This is a genomic window from Mesorhizobium sp. M4B.F.Ca.ET.143.01.1.1, assembly GCF_004792275.1.
GTDB lineage: Bacteria > Pseudomonadota > Alphaproteobacteria > Rhizobiales > Rhizobiaceae > Mesorhizobium > Mesorhizobium abyssinicae.
Genome location: NZ_SRSR01000002.1, coordinates 327707 through 341620 on the forward strand (window position 1 = coordinate 327707; position 13914 = coordinate 341620).

Annotated in this window: 12 protein-coding genes; 10 read left to right on the plus strand and 2 right to left on the minus strand. The window is 65.6% G+C overall.

Annotated elements, in window-relative coordinates; genetic code table 11:
- Window positions 1-4: 4 nt before the first annotated feature.
- A complete protein-coding gene (fabD, locus tag EN786_RS05835; protein WP_135858055.1) occupies window positions 5-946 on the minus strand; it encodes an ACP S-malonyltransferase in 942 nt (313 codons plus the stop codon).
- Between the two features lie 269 nt (window positions 947-1215).
- On the opposite strand from fabD, the gene EN786_RS05840 reads away from it, so the two are divergent.
- Window positions 1216-3144, plus strand: a complete 1929-nt coding sequence (locus EN786_RS05840; RefSeq protein WP_135908061.1) for an LTA synthase family protein — start codon at window positions 1216-1218, stop codon at window positions 3142-3144.
- Window positions 3145-3165: 21 nt separating this feature from the next.
- Here the strand turns inward: EN786_RS05840 and EN786_RS05845 are convergent, their stop codons facing one another.
- Window positions 3166-4797: a pilus assembly protein gene (locus EN786_RS05845; RefSeq protein WP_127285611.1), complete on the minus strand. Its 1632-nt coding sequence runs from the start codon at window positions 4795-4797 to the stop codon at window positions 3166-3168.
- 442 nt (window positions 4798-5239) lie between these two features.
- On the opposite strand from EN786_RS05845, the gene rpsF reads away from it, so the two are divergent.
- The 9 genes from rpsF to EN786_RS05895 all read left to right on the plus strand — a co-directional run bounded on the left by rpsF (window position 5240) and on the right by EN786_RS05895 (window position 13832).
- Window positions 5240-5731, plus strand: coding sequence for a 30S ribosomal protein S6 (gene rpsF, locus EN786_RS05850; protein WP_127311714.1), 492 nt, complete (start codon window positions 5240-5242; stop codon window positions 5729-5731).
- Window positions 5731-5979 carry a 30S ribosomal protein S18 gene (gene rpsR / locus EN786_RS05855; protein ID WP_006203718.1) on the plus strand — a complete coding sequence of 83 codons (249 nt, stop codon included), beginning with the start codon at window positions 5731-5733 and terminating at the stop codon, window positions 5977-5979. The genes rpsF and rpsR overlap by 1 nt, the downstream gene beginning before the upstream one ends.
- 216 nt (window positions 5980-6195) lie before the next feature.
- On the plus strand, window positions 6196-6780 hold the full coding sequence (rplI, locus tag EN786_RS05860) for a 50S ribosomal protein L9 (RefSeq protein ID WP_127285613.1): 585 nt from the start codon (window positions 6196-6198) through the stop codon (window positions 6778-6780).
- 275 nt (window positions 6781-7055) lie between these two features.
- Window positions 7056-8345 (plus strand): cyclopropane-fatty-acyl-phospholipid synthase family protein, encoded by a 1290-nt coding sequence (locus EN786_RS05865; RefSeq protein WP_135908063.1) that lies wholly within the window; start codon window positions 7056-7058, stop codon window positions 8343-8345.
- 92 nt (window positions 8346-8437) lie between these two features.
- The gene (locus tag EN786_RS05870) at window positions 8438-8761 is read left to right on the plus strand and encodes a YnfA family protein (RefSeq protein WP_127310952.1); all 324 of its coding nucleotides are present in this window, start codon (window positions 8438-8440) and stop codon (window positions 8759-8761) included.
- A 3-nt stretch (window positions 8762-8764) separates the two neighbouring features.
- A complete protein-coding gene (locus tag EN786_RS05875) occupies window positions 8765-9733 on the plus strand; it encodes a small ribosomal subunit Rsm22 family protein (protein ID WP_127310953.1) in 969 nt (322 codons plus the stop codon).
- A gap of 219 nt (window positions 9734-9952) precedes the next feature.
- The gene (locus EN786_RS05880; RefSeq protein WP_127285617.1) at window positions 9953-11443 is read left to right on the plus strand and encodes a replicative DNA helicase; all 1491 of its coding nucleotides are present in this window, start codon (window positions 9953-9955) and stop codon (window positions 11441-11443) included.
- Between the two features lie 230 nt (window positions 11444-11673).
- Entirely contained in the window at window positions 11674-13092 is a 1419-nt protein-coding gene (gene radA / locus EN786_RS05890; RefSeq protein ID WP_127285618.1) for a DNA repair protein RadA, read from the plus strand.
- A 59-nt stretch (window positions 13093-13151) separates the two neighbouring features.
- The gene (locus tag EN786_RS05895) at window positions 13152-13832 is read left to right on the plus strand and encodes a CvpA family protein (RefSeq protein WP_127285619.1); all 681 of its coding nucleotides are present in this window, start codon (window positions 13152-13154) and stop codon (window positions 13830-13832) included.
- Window positions 13833-13914: the final 82 nt, after the last annotated feature.

Genomic DNA, 13914 nt, shown 5'->3' on the forward strand with positions numbered 1-13914 from the left:
TGGATTATGCGAGCGCGGCCAGCGCCGCCTCGACATCGGCTGCCGTGCCGACGGCGCCGGTGGCAACGTCGCGGTTGATCCGCCGCGCCAGGCCCGACAGCACCTTGCCGGCACCGACTTCGTAGAGCGTGGCAACTCCGTTGGCGGCGAACCACTCCACCGTCTCGCGCCAGCGCACGCGGCCCGTCACCTGCGCGACCAGGCGCCGGGCGATCTCGTCGGGATCGCTGGTCGGGGTGACCGTGACGTTGGAGACGACGGGAACCACCGGCGAATTCTTTGCCACGCCGGCCAGCGCCTCGCGCATGATTTCGGCGGCAGGCTGCATCAGCGCCGAATGGAAGGGGGCGGAGACCTGCAGCATCAGCGCCCGCTTGGCGCCCTTTTCCGTGCACAGCTTTGCCGCCAGCTCGACCGCCGGCTTGGCGCCGGAGATCACCAGCTGGCCGCCGCCATTGTCATTGGCAACCTGGCAGATGGAGCCTTTTGCAGCCTCGGCGCAGGCTGCCTCGACATCGGCCTGCTCGAGCCCGATGATTGCCGCCATGGCGCCCTCGCCCGCCGGCACCGCCGCCTGCATGGCATTGCCGCGCACGCGCAGCAGGCGCGCGGCGTCCGCCACCGAAACGAAGCCGGCGGCGGCAAGCGCCGAATATTCGCCCAGCGAATGCCCCGCCACGTAAGCGACCTTGTCCTTCAGCGAAAATCCGCGCGCTTCCAGCGCGCGGATCGCCGCCAGCGACACTGCCATCAGCGCCGGCTGGGCGTTGGCGGTCAGCGTCAGCGTCTCTTCCGGCCCTTCCCAGATCAGCTTCGACAGTTTCTCGCCGAGAGCGTCGTCCACTTCCTCGAACACTCTGCGCGCCTCGGGAAAGGCGTCCGCCAGGTCCTTGCCCATGCCGACGGCCTGGCTGCCCTGTCCCGGAAAGGTGAATGCGACGGCCATATCGAGGCTCTCCAATGGCTGATTTTACCTGCCTGTGGCGCAAGGCGGACGGGCAAGTCAAGCCCGCGCCACCCTGTCCGGGCGCGAAATCACCACCCGAGTGCCTGTTCCAAAAGGCTTTTTGGCGATCACTGATGATGAAAACCGCTCACGATTCGTTTGCTGGCTCTTCTTATTTTCGCCACAGGCGCTAGCTTTGCGTGACAGTTCAATGACAATTCAATGACGCCGATCGGATTGGCGCGCAGCGTGGGCCGGGGAATATCGAAGTGGCACGGATCAGGAAAGGCGCCGGCAAGGTGGCGCCGCAGTTCTTGGAAGACGATCCATCCACCGGCTATCTGCCGGGGCGGAGATGGCCGATCGTCCGCTACGGCCTCGTTACCCTGCTCGCCTCCGCCATACTGGTGTTCGCCATCGAATGGATCGTGCGCGGCGATTTTTCCGGCACCGTCGACTTCTTCCTGCAGCCCTTCAAGCCGGGCTGGACCACCATCATCGTCTTCGCGCTGGTGCTGATCGGGCTGGACGCCGTGCTCGGCCGCAGCCACCAGAGCCTGATGATCGTGGCGCCGCTGACCCTTGCGCTGGCCTTTGTCGGCCACCAGAAGTCGCACTATCTCGGCGATCCGCTCTACCCGACCGATTTCCTCTACTCCCGCCAGATCATGGCGCTGATGCCGCTTCTGGTGCGCGAGCGGCCGCTGACCGCCGTCGCCATCGCCATCGCCATCGTGGCCGGCCTGTCGCTGCTCGTCTATGGCTGGCGCCTGTGGCGCCGGAAGGTGCCGATCCTCAGCCGCAAGGGTCGGCTGGCGCGGCTGACGCTGACGGTGCCGCTGCTTGCCTTCTTCGTGTCGATCATGGACTACGCCACCTTCTCGTGGACCCGCGACCGGCTGCAGATCATCCCGATCATGTGGGACCAGAAGGAGAACTACGCCTCCAACGGCTTTGCGCTTGCTTTCGCGCTCAACGTGCCGATGGCCCATGTCTCGGCGCCGGCCGGCTATTCCGACAAGGCGATCGCGGCGATCGCGAGACCTGACGTGACGGCCTCGGTGCCGGACGAGAAGCCCGACATCATCGTCGTCATGAGCGAATCCTTCTGGGATCCGACCAAGCTGCCCGGCGTCACCATCACGCCGGACCCGATCCCCAATGTGCGGGCGCTGCGCTCCGGCTATATGTTCTCGCCGGAATTCGGCGGCATGACCGCCAATATCGAATTCGAGGCGCTGACCGGCTTCTCCAACGCCTTCCTGCCGGCCGGCTCCATCCCCTACCAGCAGTATGTGCGCACGCCGACGCCGTCGCTGGCGACCTTCCTGAAGAGCGAGGGCTACAGGGCGCGCGCCATCCATCCCGGCACCAACTGGTTCTGGAACCGCGGCGCCGTCTATGCCGATTTCGGCTTCAACGACTTCCGCTCGGAGGAGACGCTGCCGCCGATGCAGAAGCGCGGGCCACTGGCCTCCGACGCGGCGATGACCGACGAGATCATCCGCGAGGCGGACGCAAGCGAGGACCCGGTCTTCCTGTTCGCCGTCAGCCTGCAGAACCACGGGCCCTACGAGCCGTACCGCTACTACAATCCGTCCCACAAGGTCGCGGCGCCGATCAGTTCCTGGGCGCGTGAATCGCTGCTGAGCTATGCAGAAGGCTCAGCCGACGCAGACCGCGGCCTGGAACGGCTGGTCGAATGGGCCAAGAAGCGCCAGCGGCCGACGGTGATCGCCTTCTTCGGCGATCATCTGCCGCCGCTCGGGCCGGTCTATGTCGAGACCGGCTTCCTCAAGGACAATGTCGCGCCGCGCAAGGAGCCCTCGCCCGAAGCGGCACTCGAGCACCACCAGACGCCTCTGATCATCTGGTCCAACCGCACCGGCCCGGCCGAGGAGATGGGCGCCGTCAGCCCCGCCTTCCTGCCCTACCATATCCTGACCACGGCCGGGATCACGCACCCCTACTATACCGGCTTCCTCGGCGCCCTGCGCGAGCGCTACCGCGTCGTCGACCGCAACCTTCTGTTGTCGCCGGCCGGCGAGGCGACGCCCGACTGGGCGCGGCAGAAGAAGATCGACCCGGCGATCAACGATTTCCGGCTGATCCAGTACGACATGATGTTCGGCAAGCGAAGCGCCGCACCGGACTTCTTCCCCGAAACGGTCGACAAGGTCGTCGCCCACACAAGCTGAGCCGGCGGGCGAACCCGCCGTTCAGTTCGTCAGCTGCAGCTTCGAGAATTTGCTGGCGATGGTCTGGAAGACGTTCGGCAGCTTGCTTGGATCATTGACGGCGTAATAGTCGCTCGGATCGGAGGCGCAGGCGCTGTAGAGCGCGCGGTTGGCCGCCGTATCGGCCTGCAGCACCATGGTGTAGACCTGCACGCCCTGGCTCTTCAGCTGCGTGCAGACATCCTTGGTCCAGCCATCGACATTGCGCGCAGCCGCCGTCTGGTTGTCGGAGCCGAAACGGCCGCCTCCAAGATAGCCGTAGGAGGTATAGTCCGACTTGGTCGGCTGGCCGCTGGCGCCGTAGACGACGTTCTCGCCGTCGGTCAGCAGCATCACGACCTTGCTGACGCCCGAGGTCTTCCAAGGCGTGGCGTCGGTATAGGGCGGCTGCGGCGACAGCACCCGCATGCCCCAGGCCAGCCCTTCCGAGACATTGGTGCCCGAACCGTTCCATTCGCTCATCTGGGCAGCGGCGGCGCGCAAGCTGTCGAAATCGTTGGTCAGCGGGACGATCGGTGTCGGGCAGGCGCGATTCGGACCGACGGTGATGGTGCTGCCGGTCTCGGTCACGATCTTGTTGGTCGAGGCAACATAACGCGCGACCTTGCTGACATTGGCGTCGAGCACGCCACTAAGGTCGATGCCGAGGACGTTGGCGCCCGGCAGCGCCAGCTTGGTCTTGTCGATTGTGTCGTCAAGATAGGAGTTGTTGTAGCCGGTCGACGAATTGCCGTAGGAAGCGGACGGCTTGCGGGCGACGTCGGGATCGTCCGGCGCGAGGTAGGGGACGAACAGCGTGTCCGGGTTGGACGGATCGGGTGGCGTGTCGGAGATGTTGTAGGCGCCCGGCCGCGCCTCGACGCAGCCTTTCCAGCCGGTCCCCTTCCAGCCGGTGTGCTTCAAGGCCGGAACGTCCTGCTGAAGCTGCTTGAACAGCGACATATGATCTGGACGTTTGCCTTTTACTGCCGGGAAATTGATGCCGTTGGTTGACGACTTGCCGTTCAGGTCGATCCAGGACGGGTCGAAATCGGGGCCATTGACGTTGACGGCGGTGACAAACGGCACCAGCGAGGCCCGCACCTGGCGAGTCGGCGACTTGGCCGCCTCGAGATAGTCGATCAGCGACTTGGTCGCCTGCCTGAGCGCGCTGATGCGCGCGCCGGCCATGGAGCCGGTGTTGTCGAGCACCAGCACGACTTCGAGCTGGTTGTTCGACTCCATCGCCGAGGCATCGACGGTGATGTGCCTGTCGTCGCCGAACAGGAAAGCGAAGTTCAGATTGACGTCGGCCGAAGCGACAGCCTTGGTCTTGATGTAGGTGACGCCCTTGTCGACGCTGAGCGTGGCCTGGGCATTGGACAATTCGCGGTGGGTCGTGACATTGGCCTGGAAATAGCGGTTGAAGGCATCGCTGCGCGAGATGTCGATGTCGCCGAGATGCGAAGAGGCCAGGTTGGCCGCGTCCAGCGCGTTCTGAAGATTGCTCCTGGCCTTCATCAGTGTCGAGACATCGGTGGCGAAGGCCACGGCGGTGAGGATCGCCGGCACGCCGAGCGCCAGCACCAGCGCGAAGTTGCCGCGCTTCGAGCGCCAGAAATTCTTGAGAAGCATCCTACCCCCCGGATCGCCAAGCAGACCGCCCCCGCGCGGTCACCCGATTTCGTGCGCTTCTCGTCGTGAATTTGAGGTTACAACTCAAAACAACCGCTTATGGTGGTTAAAGCCCGATTACCGGAAAATCGATAAAATAGCTTGCTCCCGAATGTTGGCGTTTTTTCCTGACTGCGACGGCAAGGACCGACGTCCTCCCTTGCCTTCCTCGGGAATTGCTGTATAGACGCCCGCAATCTGCCGGTCCTTGCTGGGGGCTGAACGGAGGGCCGCAGGCTTATCGAAAGGCTGCGTGTGAAGCCAGAAGCGCTTCCGCCTCCCGTGTCTCCGCTCTCGACCGTCTCGTCATGCTCCTTTCTTCCCCGCTTCGCGGGTCAGAGAAGTTGCAGAGGCTTTAGCCGCGAGGAACCGGGAGAGAAACGAAGAAAGGCACCGATACACTATGGCTCTATACGAACATGTGTTCCTTGCCCGGCAGGACCTCTCGCAGCAGCAGGTCGATGCGCTTGTCGAACAGTACAAGGGCGTCATCACCGCGAATGGCGGGTCCGTCGGCCGGGTCGAGAACTGGGGATTGAAGTCCCTCACCTACCGGGTCAACAAGAACCGGAAGGCTTACTACACGCTGATGGACCTGACCTGCCCGCCGGCCGCGCTCAACGAGATGGAGCGCCAGATGGGCCTGTCCGAGGACGTGCTGCGCTTCCTGACCATCAAGGTCGAGGCGCATGAGGAAGGTGCGTCGGCGATGATGCAGAAGCGCGAAGAGCGCTCCGAGCGCGGCGGCTTCGGCGACCGCGACCGTGGCGACCGCGGCCCGCGTTCGTTCGGCGACCGCGATCGTGGCGACCGTGGCGATCGTCCGCCGCGCAGCTTCGACGGCGAGCGCGGTCCGCGCCGCCCGCGTGAAGGCGCTGAAGGGGGTGCAGAATAATGGTCGACATCAACCAGATCCCGACCCGGCGCCCGTTCCACCGTCGCCGCAAGACCTGCCCGTTCTCCGGCGCCAACGCGCCAAAGATCGACTACAAGGACGTGCGTCTGCTGCAGCGCTACATTTCCGAGCGCGGCAAGATCGTGCCGTCGCGCATCACCGCCGTCAGCCAGAAGAAGCAGCGCGAGCTCGCCAAGGCGATCAAGCGCGCCCGCTTCCTCGGCCTGCTGCCCTACGTGGTTCGCTAAGACTTCCGAAGCGGGCGGCCAGCCGCCCGCTTCTTTCCCCACGGCGACGGGCGCCGCAGGGTTGGACATCAAATCCCGGGTTGAGGCCGAAAGCCTCTAACTGCCGCGACAGGCAGGACAGCGACACGGCGGCAACGCCCCCTTTGCTTCCTGACCTGTTCCAGATCAATCCTGCGCCGATCCCCGCGATCGACGCCAAGACGAAGGAACAAAACCATGGAAGTCATTCTTCTCGAACGCGTTTCCCGCCTCGGCCAGATGGGCGACACCGTCAAGGTCAAGGATGGGTTCGCCCGCAATTTCCTGCTGCCGCAGGGCAAGGCGCTGCGCGCCAACGAAGCCAACAAGAAGAAGTTCGAAGGCCAGCGGGCCCAGCTCGAAGCGCGTAACCTCGAGCGCAAGTCGGAAGCCTCGCAGGTTGCCGAAAAGCTCGACGGCAAGAGCTTCGTGGCCGTGCGTTCGGCCGGCGAGACCGGCCAGCTCTACGGTTCGGTGTCGACCCGCGACATCGCCGACCTGCTGACGGCGGAAGGCTTCTCGGTCAACCGCAACCAGATTCAGCTCAACCACCCGATCAAGACCATCGGCCTGACCAATGTGGCCATCGCGCTGCATCCGGAAGTCGAAGTCACGATCACGCTCAACATCGCCCGCACCGCCGACGAGGCCGAGCGCCAGGCCAAGGGCGAGACGCTGACGACGGCCGAAGCCATCTACGGCGACGACATCAACGACAATGCGCGGCCGGAAAACTTCTTCGACCCGAACGCCGAGTTCGAAGGCGGCGAAGACAACGCCTGACCAGGCACGATCGAGCGCCACAGCGGCGCTCGAAACGCCTTGACTGCCACCGGTTTCGACTGGACCAACGCCCGGGCCTCGCGCCCGGGCTTTTTTGTGCCAAATGGAACTTTTCGAACCCCTATATCTTGATGCAGACTACAGCGTCGCGCGTCCTTTGGACGCACAAAGGACGTCGTAGTCCTTTGACTTGGCGCATGATCCCGCCGCGAAATCGATAGCGATTTCGGGACCCTGCGTCAGGCCATCCTGTCTGACGTTGGGGACATTTGGTCATGAATATTCTCTTGAAGCGCCTTCTCGACCGCCTGGTGCGCACCGGCAATCTCAAAGTGACCGGGCCGAAGGGCTCGACGGTCACCTTCGGCGACGGCAGCGGCGAGCCGGTGCACATGCACATCAAGACAAAGCACGCCGAACGCGCCATCAGCTTCGATCCGATGCTGGCGGTACCCGAAGCCTATATGGACGGCGAACTCGATATCCTCGAAGGCGGCGTGCTTGGGGTGATGCGCATCGCCTTCCAGAACATGGGCAGCGGCGGCATCGATGCGACCTGGTCGAAGGCGATCGAAGGCCTGCGCCACGCCTTCCGCCGGCTGCAGCAGATCAACACCGCCGCGCGCGCGCGGCGCAACGTGCAGCGCCACTATGATCTCTCAGGCGACCTCTACCGGCTCTTCCTCGACGAGGACATGCAGTATTCCTGCGCCTATTTCGAGCAGCCCGACATGACGCTGGACGAGGCGCAGGCGGCCAAGAAGCGGCACATCGCCGCCAAGCTGCGGCTGAAAGCCGGGCAGACGGTGCTCGATATCGGCTCCGGCTGGGGCGGGCTCGGCCTCTATCTCGCCAAGGCCTTCGACGTCGACGTGCAAGGTGTGACGCTGTCGATCGAGCAGCACGGCGTCGCCACAGACCGGGCCCATGTGCAAGGGCTGCAGGACAGGGTGCATTTCGACCTCAAGGATTATCGCTCGCTCAACGAACGCTTCGATCGCATCGTCTCTGTCGGCATGTTCGAACATGTCGGCGTCAACCACTACCGCACCTTTTTCGAGAAGTCGGCGACATTGCTCAAGCCCGACGGGGTCATGCTGCTGCACACGATCGGCCGCTCCGGCGTGCCGTGGGCGACCAGCGCCTTCGTCCGCAAATATATCTTCCCGGGCGGCTACATCCCGGCGCTTTCCGAGGTGATGCCGGCGATCGAGAAGTCGGGCCTCGTCGTCACCGACATCGAAATGCTCAGGCTGCACTATGCAGACACGCTGAAGCATTGGGGCATGCGCTTCGCCGCCAACCGCGACAAGGCCAAGGCGATCTACGACGAGCGCTTCTGCCGCATGTGGGAATTCTACCTCGCCGCCTCGGAAGCCGCCTTCCGCTGGCAGGACCTGGTGATCTTCCAGATCCAGCTCGCCAAGAGGAACGACACGCTGCCGGTCACCCGCGACTACATGGCCAAATGCGAGAAGGCGTTGGAAATGCGCGACATCGGCCACCGGCCCGAGCCGACCGTCGCCAAGCCCGCCCGCCGCCGGAAGGTGGCGGACGGGGAGTAGGAAGCCGGCGGCATCGCGGCCAATCGGCCCATTATCCTTGCCATAGCCGGCCCAAGCATGAAAAAGGTCTCGTTATCGCGAGACCTTTTTTCATGACCTATCTCATCTACATCGCCGCCGCGCTTGCCGAGATCGCCGGCTGCTTCTCGTTCTGGGCCTGGTGGCGGCTGGAGAAGTCGCCGCTGTGGCTGGCGCCGGGGCTCGTCTCGCTCGCTTTGTTCGGTTTCCTGCTGGCGCTGGTCGACACATCGGCCGCCGGCCGCGCCTACGCCGCCTATGGCGGTATCTACATCGCGGCATCGCTCGGCTGGCTGCGGCTGGTCGAAGGCGTGCGCCCCGACCGCTGGGACCTTGCCGGTGCGGCGATCTGCATCGCCGGCGCTTCGGTCATCCTTCTCGCACCCCGGGGAGCGTGACGCGTGGAACTCCCCGCCCCGCTCCGGCAAGGCGTCGAGCGCCTGCTCGAAAATGTGCCCTTGCCGGCGCTCAAGCAGGCGGCGCGGACGCTGTCCGACCGCTACCGCGCGGAGCTGCGCGACGGCCGCCTGCACATGGCCGAGGACATGGCGGTCAAAGCCTATCTGGCGACGCGGCTGCCGGCGACCTATGCCGCCGTCCGCGCCAGCCTCGACGCGCTGGCCGAGGCAAGGCCCGAGTTCCAGCCGAGGACCTTGCTCGATATCGGCGCCGGGCCTGGCACCATGCTTTGGGCCACGATCGACCTGTGGTCCGACCTCGAGGCGGCGGTGATGCTCGAGGCGAGCGCGGCGGTGCGCAAGATCGGCCAGACGCTGGCCGCCGAGACGGTCGCCGCCAGGACGGAATGGCTCGCCGGCGACGCCACGATCGATCTCACGGATCTTCAACCCGCCGATCTGGTCACCGCCGCCTATGTGCTGGACGAGATCGTGCCGGCCTCGCTGCCCAAACTGGTTGGCCGACTCTGGCAGTTGACCGCCGACACGCTGCTGATCGTCGAGCCGGGAACGCCGGCCGGCTGGCAGCGCATCCTTGCCGTCCGCCGGCAATTGATCGAGGCCGGCGCGCATGTGCTGGCACCCTGCCCGCACGAGGCGCCCTGCCCGCTCGTCCCGCCCGACTGGTGCCATTTCTCGCGCCGCGTCGCGCGCTCGCGCCTGCATCGCCTCGCCAAGGACGCCGACGTCCCCTGGGAGGACGAGAAATTCATCTACATCGCCGCCTCGCGGCAGCCGGCGCCGGCGCGCCCGGCGCGCGTGATCGCGCCGCCGAAAGCCGGCTCCGGCAAGGTGCTGCTCAAGCTTTGCGTGCCCGACGGCAGTGCCGGCGAGACACTGTTCAGCAAGCGCGACGGCGACGCGTTCAGGATCTCGCGACGGCTGGACTGGGGCGACACGCTGGATATTTGAATGACAATTTGTTCTTTATTTGTTCTACAGCTTCGCGTAGAATCGCGGCCTTGCCGAGTCAACCGGAATCGGGGCACGGGAATTCTGTCCTGTGGACGGTTTGCCGTTCCTGTGAACAGCGGGCATCAAGGCTGATTGGCCTTCGGGTGATGCAGAAAGGTCAGCACCGACTCATCTCGTTCTTGCTATCGAGAGGTCGGGATCGAAATCGGGGATATCATGGCTGAGGCAGCGCGCAAATTCGGCGTGGCGGAGCAACCGCTCTATCGCGAGGCACCGAACAATATCGAGGCCGAGCAGGCGCTGCTCGGCGCCATCCTCGTCAACAACGACGCCTTCTACCGGGTCTCCGACTTCCTCAAGCCGGCGCATTTCCACGAGCCGCTGCATCGCCGGATATTCGAGGTGGCGGCCGAGCTCATCCGCATGGGCAAGATCGCGACCCCGATCACGCTGAAGACCTTCCTGCCGGCGGACGAAAAGGTCGGCGACATGACGGTGGCGCAATATGTCGTGCGGCTCGCCGTCGAGGCCGTCACCGTCGTCAACGCCACCGACTATGGCCGCGCCATCTACGACCTCGCCACGCGCCGCGCGCTGATCACCGTCGGCGAGGACATGGTCAACATCGCCTATGACGCCCCGGTCGACATGTCGCCGTCCGACCAGATCGAGGACGCCGAGCGGCGCCTGTTCGAGCTGGCCGAGACCGGCCGCTACGACGGCGGCTTCGAGAGCTTCACCGACGCGGTCAAAACCGCCGTCGACATGGCCAACGCCGCCTATATGCGCGACGGCGGCCTGTCCGGCATCGCCACCGGCCTGCGCGACCTCGACCGCCGCATGGGCGGCCTGCAGCCTTCCGACCTGATCGTGCTTGCCGGCCGCCCAGGCATGGGCAAGACGTCGCTCGCCACCAACATCGCCTTCAACATCGCCGAGGCCTATGTGCCTGCGCAGCAGGCCGACGGCTCGTTCAAGGCCGCCAATGGCGGCGTCGTCGGCTTCTTCTCGCTCGAAATGTCGTCGGAGCAGCTCGCCACCCGCATCATCTCCGAGCAGACCGAGATCTCGTCGTCGAAGATCCGCCGCGGCGAGATCTCGGAGATGGATTTCGAAAAGCTGGTCGCCTGCTCGCAGACCATGCAGAAGATCCCGCTGTTCATCGACCAGACCGGCGGCATCTCGATCGCCCAGCTTTCCGCCCGCGCGCGCCGCCTGAAGCGCCAGCGCGGCCTCGACCTCATCGTCATCGACTATATCCAGCTGATGCAGGGCTCCAGCGCCAAGGCCTCGCAGAACCGTGTGCAGGAAATCACCGAGATCACCACCGGCCTCAAGGCGCTGGCCAAGGAGCTCGGCGTGCCGATCATCGCGCTGTCGCAGCTGTCGCGTCAGGTCGAAAGCCGCGACGACAAGCGTCCGCAGCTCTCGGACCTGCGCGAATCCGGCTCCATCGAGCAGGACGCCGACGTGGTGCTGTTCGTCTATCGCGAGGAGTACTACCTCAAGAACCGCGAGCCGAAGCTCGGCACCGACGAGTACATCAAGTGGGAAGCCGAGATGAACGAGATGCGCGGCAAGGCCGAGGTGATCGTGGCCAAGCAGCGCCACGGCCCGACCGGCTCGGTCAGCCTCGCCTTCCACGGCGAATTCACCCGCTTCTCCGACCTCGCGGAAGAGCATCATTTGCCGGACAGGTTTGAGTAGTTTTTTGACCCGCAGTCGCGCTCCGTCACACCCCCCTCTGGCCTGCCGGCCATCTCCCCCGCAAGGGGGGAGATCGACAGCTTTGGCGGCGGTCCCTGTCCTGCAACGTCGGCGATTGGCGAAAACGGTGGCGACATCCAATCTCCCCCCTTGCGGGGGAGATGTCCGGCAGGACAGAGGGGGGTGGGCGGGAACGCCAGCCTTCCGCCATCTGCGAACGGCGCAACTGCATGGCTAAATCGCGCGTCCAGTTCATCTGCCAGAATTGCGGATCGGTGCACCAGCGCTGGGCAGGCAAGTGCGATGCCTGCGGCGAGTGGAACACGCTGGTCGAGGAAGGCACCTCCGGCGGCATCGGCTCGGGACCGGCCAACACCCGCAACGCCCGCAAGGGGCGCGCCGTGGTGCTGACCAGCCTGTCGGGCGACATCGAGGACGCGCCGCGCATCGTCTCCGGCATCGGCGAGCTCGACCGCGCCACCGGCGGCGGCTTCGTGCGCGGCTCGGCGCTGCTGGTGGGCGGCGATCCCGGCATCGGCAAGTCGACGCTGCTGACGCAAGCCGCCGCCGCGCTTGCCTCGAGGGGACACCGCATCGTCTATGTCTCCGGCGAGGAAGCCGTTGCCCAGATCCGGCTGCGCGCCCAGCGCCTCGGCGTCGCCTCGACGCCGGTCGAGCTCGCCGCCGAGACCAATGTTGAGGACATCCTGGCAACCATCGCCGACGGCAAGCGGCCCGACCTCGTCATCCTCGATTCCATCCAGACGCTGTGGACCGACCTCGCCGATTCGGCGCCCGGCACCGTCACCCAGGTGCGCGCGGCAGCGCAGGCGATGATCCGCTACGCCAAATCCACCGGTGCTGCGATCGTGCTGGTCGGCCATGTCACCAAGGAAGGCCAGATCGCCGGCCCGCGCGTCGTCGAGCACATGGTCGACGGCGTGCTTTATTTCGAGGGCGAAGGCGGCCACCACTACCGCATCCTGCGCACGGTGAAGAACCGCTTCGGCCCGACCGACGAGATCGGCGTGTTCGAGATGTCGGACAAGGGCCTGCGCGAGGTCGCCAACCCGTCAGAACTCTTTCTCGGCGAGCGTCATGCGAAGTCGCCGGGTGCCGCCGTTTTCGCCGGCATGGAGGGCACGCGCCCGGTGCTGGTCGAAATCCAGGCGCTGGTGGCGCCGTCTTCGCTGGGCACGCCGCGCCGCGCCGTGGTCGGCTGGGACGGCGCGCGGCTGTCGATGGTGCTCGCCGTGCTCGAAGCCCATTGCGGCGTGCGCTTCGGCCAGCATGATGTCTATCTCAACGTCGCCGGCGGCTACCGGATCAGCGAGCCGGCTGCCGATCTGGCGGTCGCCGCCGCCCTGGTTTCCTCGCTCACCGGTCTTGCCCTTCCCGCCGATTGCGTCTATTTCGGCGAGATCAGCCTGTCGGGTGCGGTGAGGCCGGTTGCGCATGCGCAGCAGCGCCTCAAAGAGGCCGAAAAGCTGGGTTTCGGTAGTGCGGTCCTGCCCTTGGGCAGCGAGGAACTTGTCGGTGGCAATGGCGCTGGGGGGATCGGGGCCGGCGCTTTCCAGCCCACCGAGCTTGCCGACCTCGTGGCGCGTATAGCCGGCTCACGGCGCAACCGCGCCGAGGAGCAAGAATGACGCGGCTCGTCGAGCGGTAAAGACATCGAGCGCTGAAGACATGGAGTGGGGCGAAGGACATGCCGATTACGCTGCTTGACGGAATTCTCGTCGGCTTCACCCTGGTCTCGGCGATGCTTGCCATGGTGCGCGGCTTCTCGCGCGAGGTGCTGTCCATCGTCTCCTGGGTGGCGGCGGCCGCGGCGGCCTTCTTCTTCTACAAGCCGGTGCTGCCCTACGTTCAGCCCTATGTCGACAATGACAAGATCGCCATGGCGGCGGCCGCCGGCGTCGTCTTCGTCATCGCGCTGATCGTCGTTTCGGTCATCACCATGAAGCTCGCCGACTGGATCATCGATTCCCGTATCGGCGCCCTCGATCGCACACTCGGCTTCCTCTACGGCGCGGCGCGCGGCGTCCTGGTGGTCGCGGTGGCGCTCTTGTTCTTCAACTGGCTGGCCGGCGCCAAGGCGCCCGGCTGGGTCGCCAACGCCAAGTCGCGGCCGCTGCTGGAGACGATCGGCGCCAAGCTCGAAAGCCTGCTTCCCGAGAACACGGAAGACCTCGTCAACAAATACACGCACAAGGGTGCGCCCGCGACCGAGACGCCGGTGGCACCCGGCGCGACGACCGATCAGCCGGCGGCCGAACCGCCGGCAAACGGCGACGATGCCGATGCGCCGGCCGACGACAGCGAAGGCGAAGCGCCGGCCGACAACGCGCCGGCTCCGGCTCCCGCCAGCCCGGCGCCGGCAAACTGATCCCGGTCAAACGGGCGCCCGCGGCAAGGCGGGCGCTTCCCCGGGATTGACGTTGGTGTGAACGCCGCAAGGCATGCGTTGC

Excerpts from the sequence above, each read along its gene's own strand:
- rpsR (WP_006203718.1), top strand. The coding sequence starts at position 5,731 with ATGGTCGACATCAACCAGATCCCGACCCGGCGCCCGTTCCACCGTCGC.
- rplI (WP_127285613.1), top strand. The coding sequence starts at position 6,196 with ATGGAAGTCATTCTTCTCGAACGCGTTTCCCGCCTCGGCCAGATGGGC.
- fabD (WP_135858055.1), bottom strand. The coding sequence starts at position 946 with ATGGCCGTCGCATTCACCTTTCCGGGACAGGGCAGCCAGGCCGTCGGC.
- rpsF (WP_127311714.1), top strand. The coding sequence starts at position 5,240 with ATGGCTCTATACGAACATGTGTTCCTTGCCCGGCAGGACCTCTCGCAG.
- radA (WP_127285618.1), top strand. The coding sequence starts at position 11,674 with ATGGCTAAATCGCGCGTCCAGTTCATCTGCCAGAATTGCGGATCGGTG.
- EN786_RS05880 (WP_127285617.1), top strand. The coding sequence starts at position 9,953 with ATGGCTGAGGCAGCGCGCAAATTCGGCGTGGCGGAGCAACCGCTCTAT.
- EN786_RS05870 (WP_127310952.1), top strand. The coding sequence starts at position 8,438 with ATGACCTATCTCATCTACATCGCCGCCGCGCTTGCCGAGATCGCCGGC.
- EN786_RS05845 (WP_127285611.1), bottom strand. The coding sequence starts at position 4,797 with ATGCTTCTCAAGAATTTCTGGCGCTCGAAGCGCGGCAACTTCGCGCTG.
- EN786_RS05895 (WP_127285619.1), top strand. The coding sequence starts at position 13,152 with ATGCCGATTACGCTGCTTGACGGAATTCTCGTCGGCTTCACCCTGGTC.
- EN786_RS05865 (WP_135908063.1), top strand. The coding sequence starts at position 7,056 with ATGAATATTCTCTTGAAGCGCCTTCTCGACCGCCTGGTGCGCACCGGC.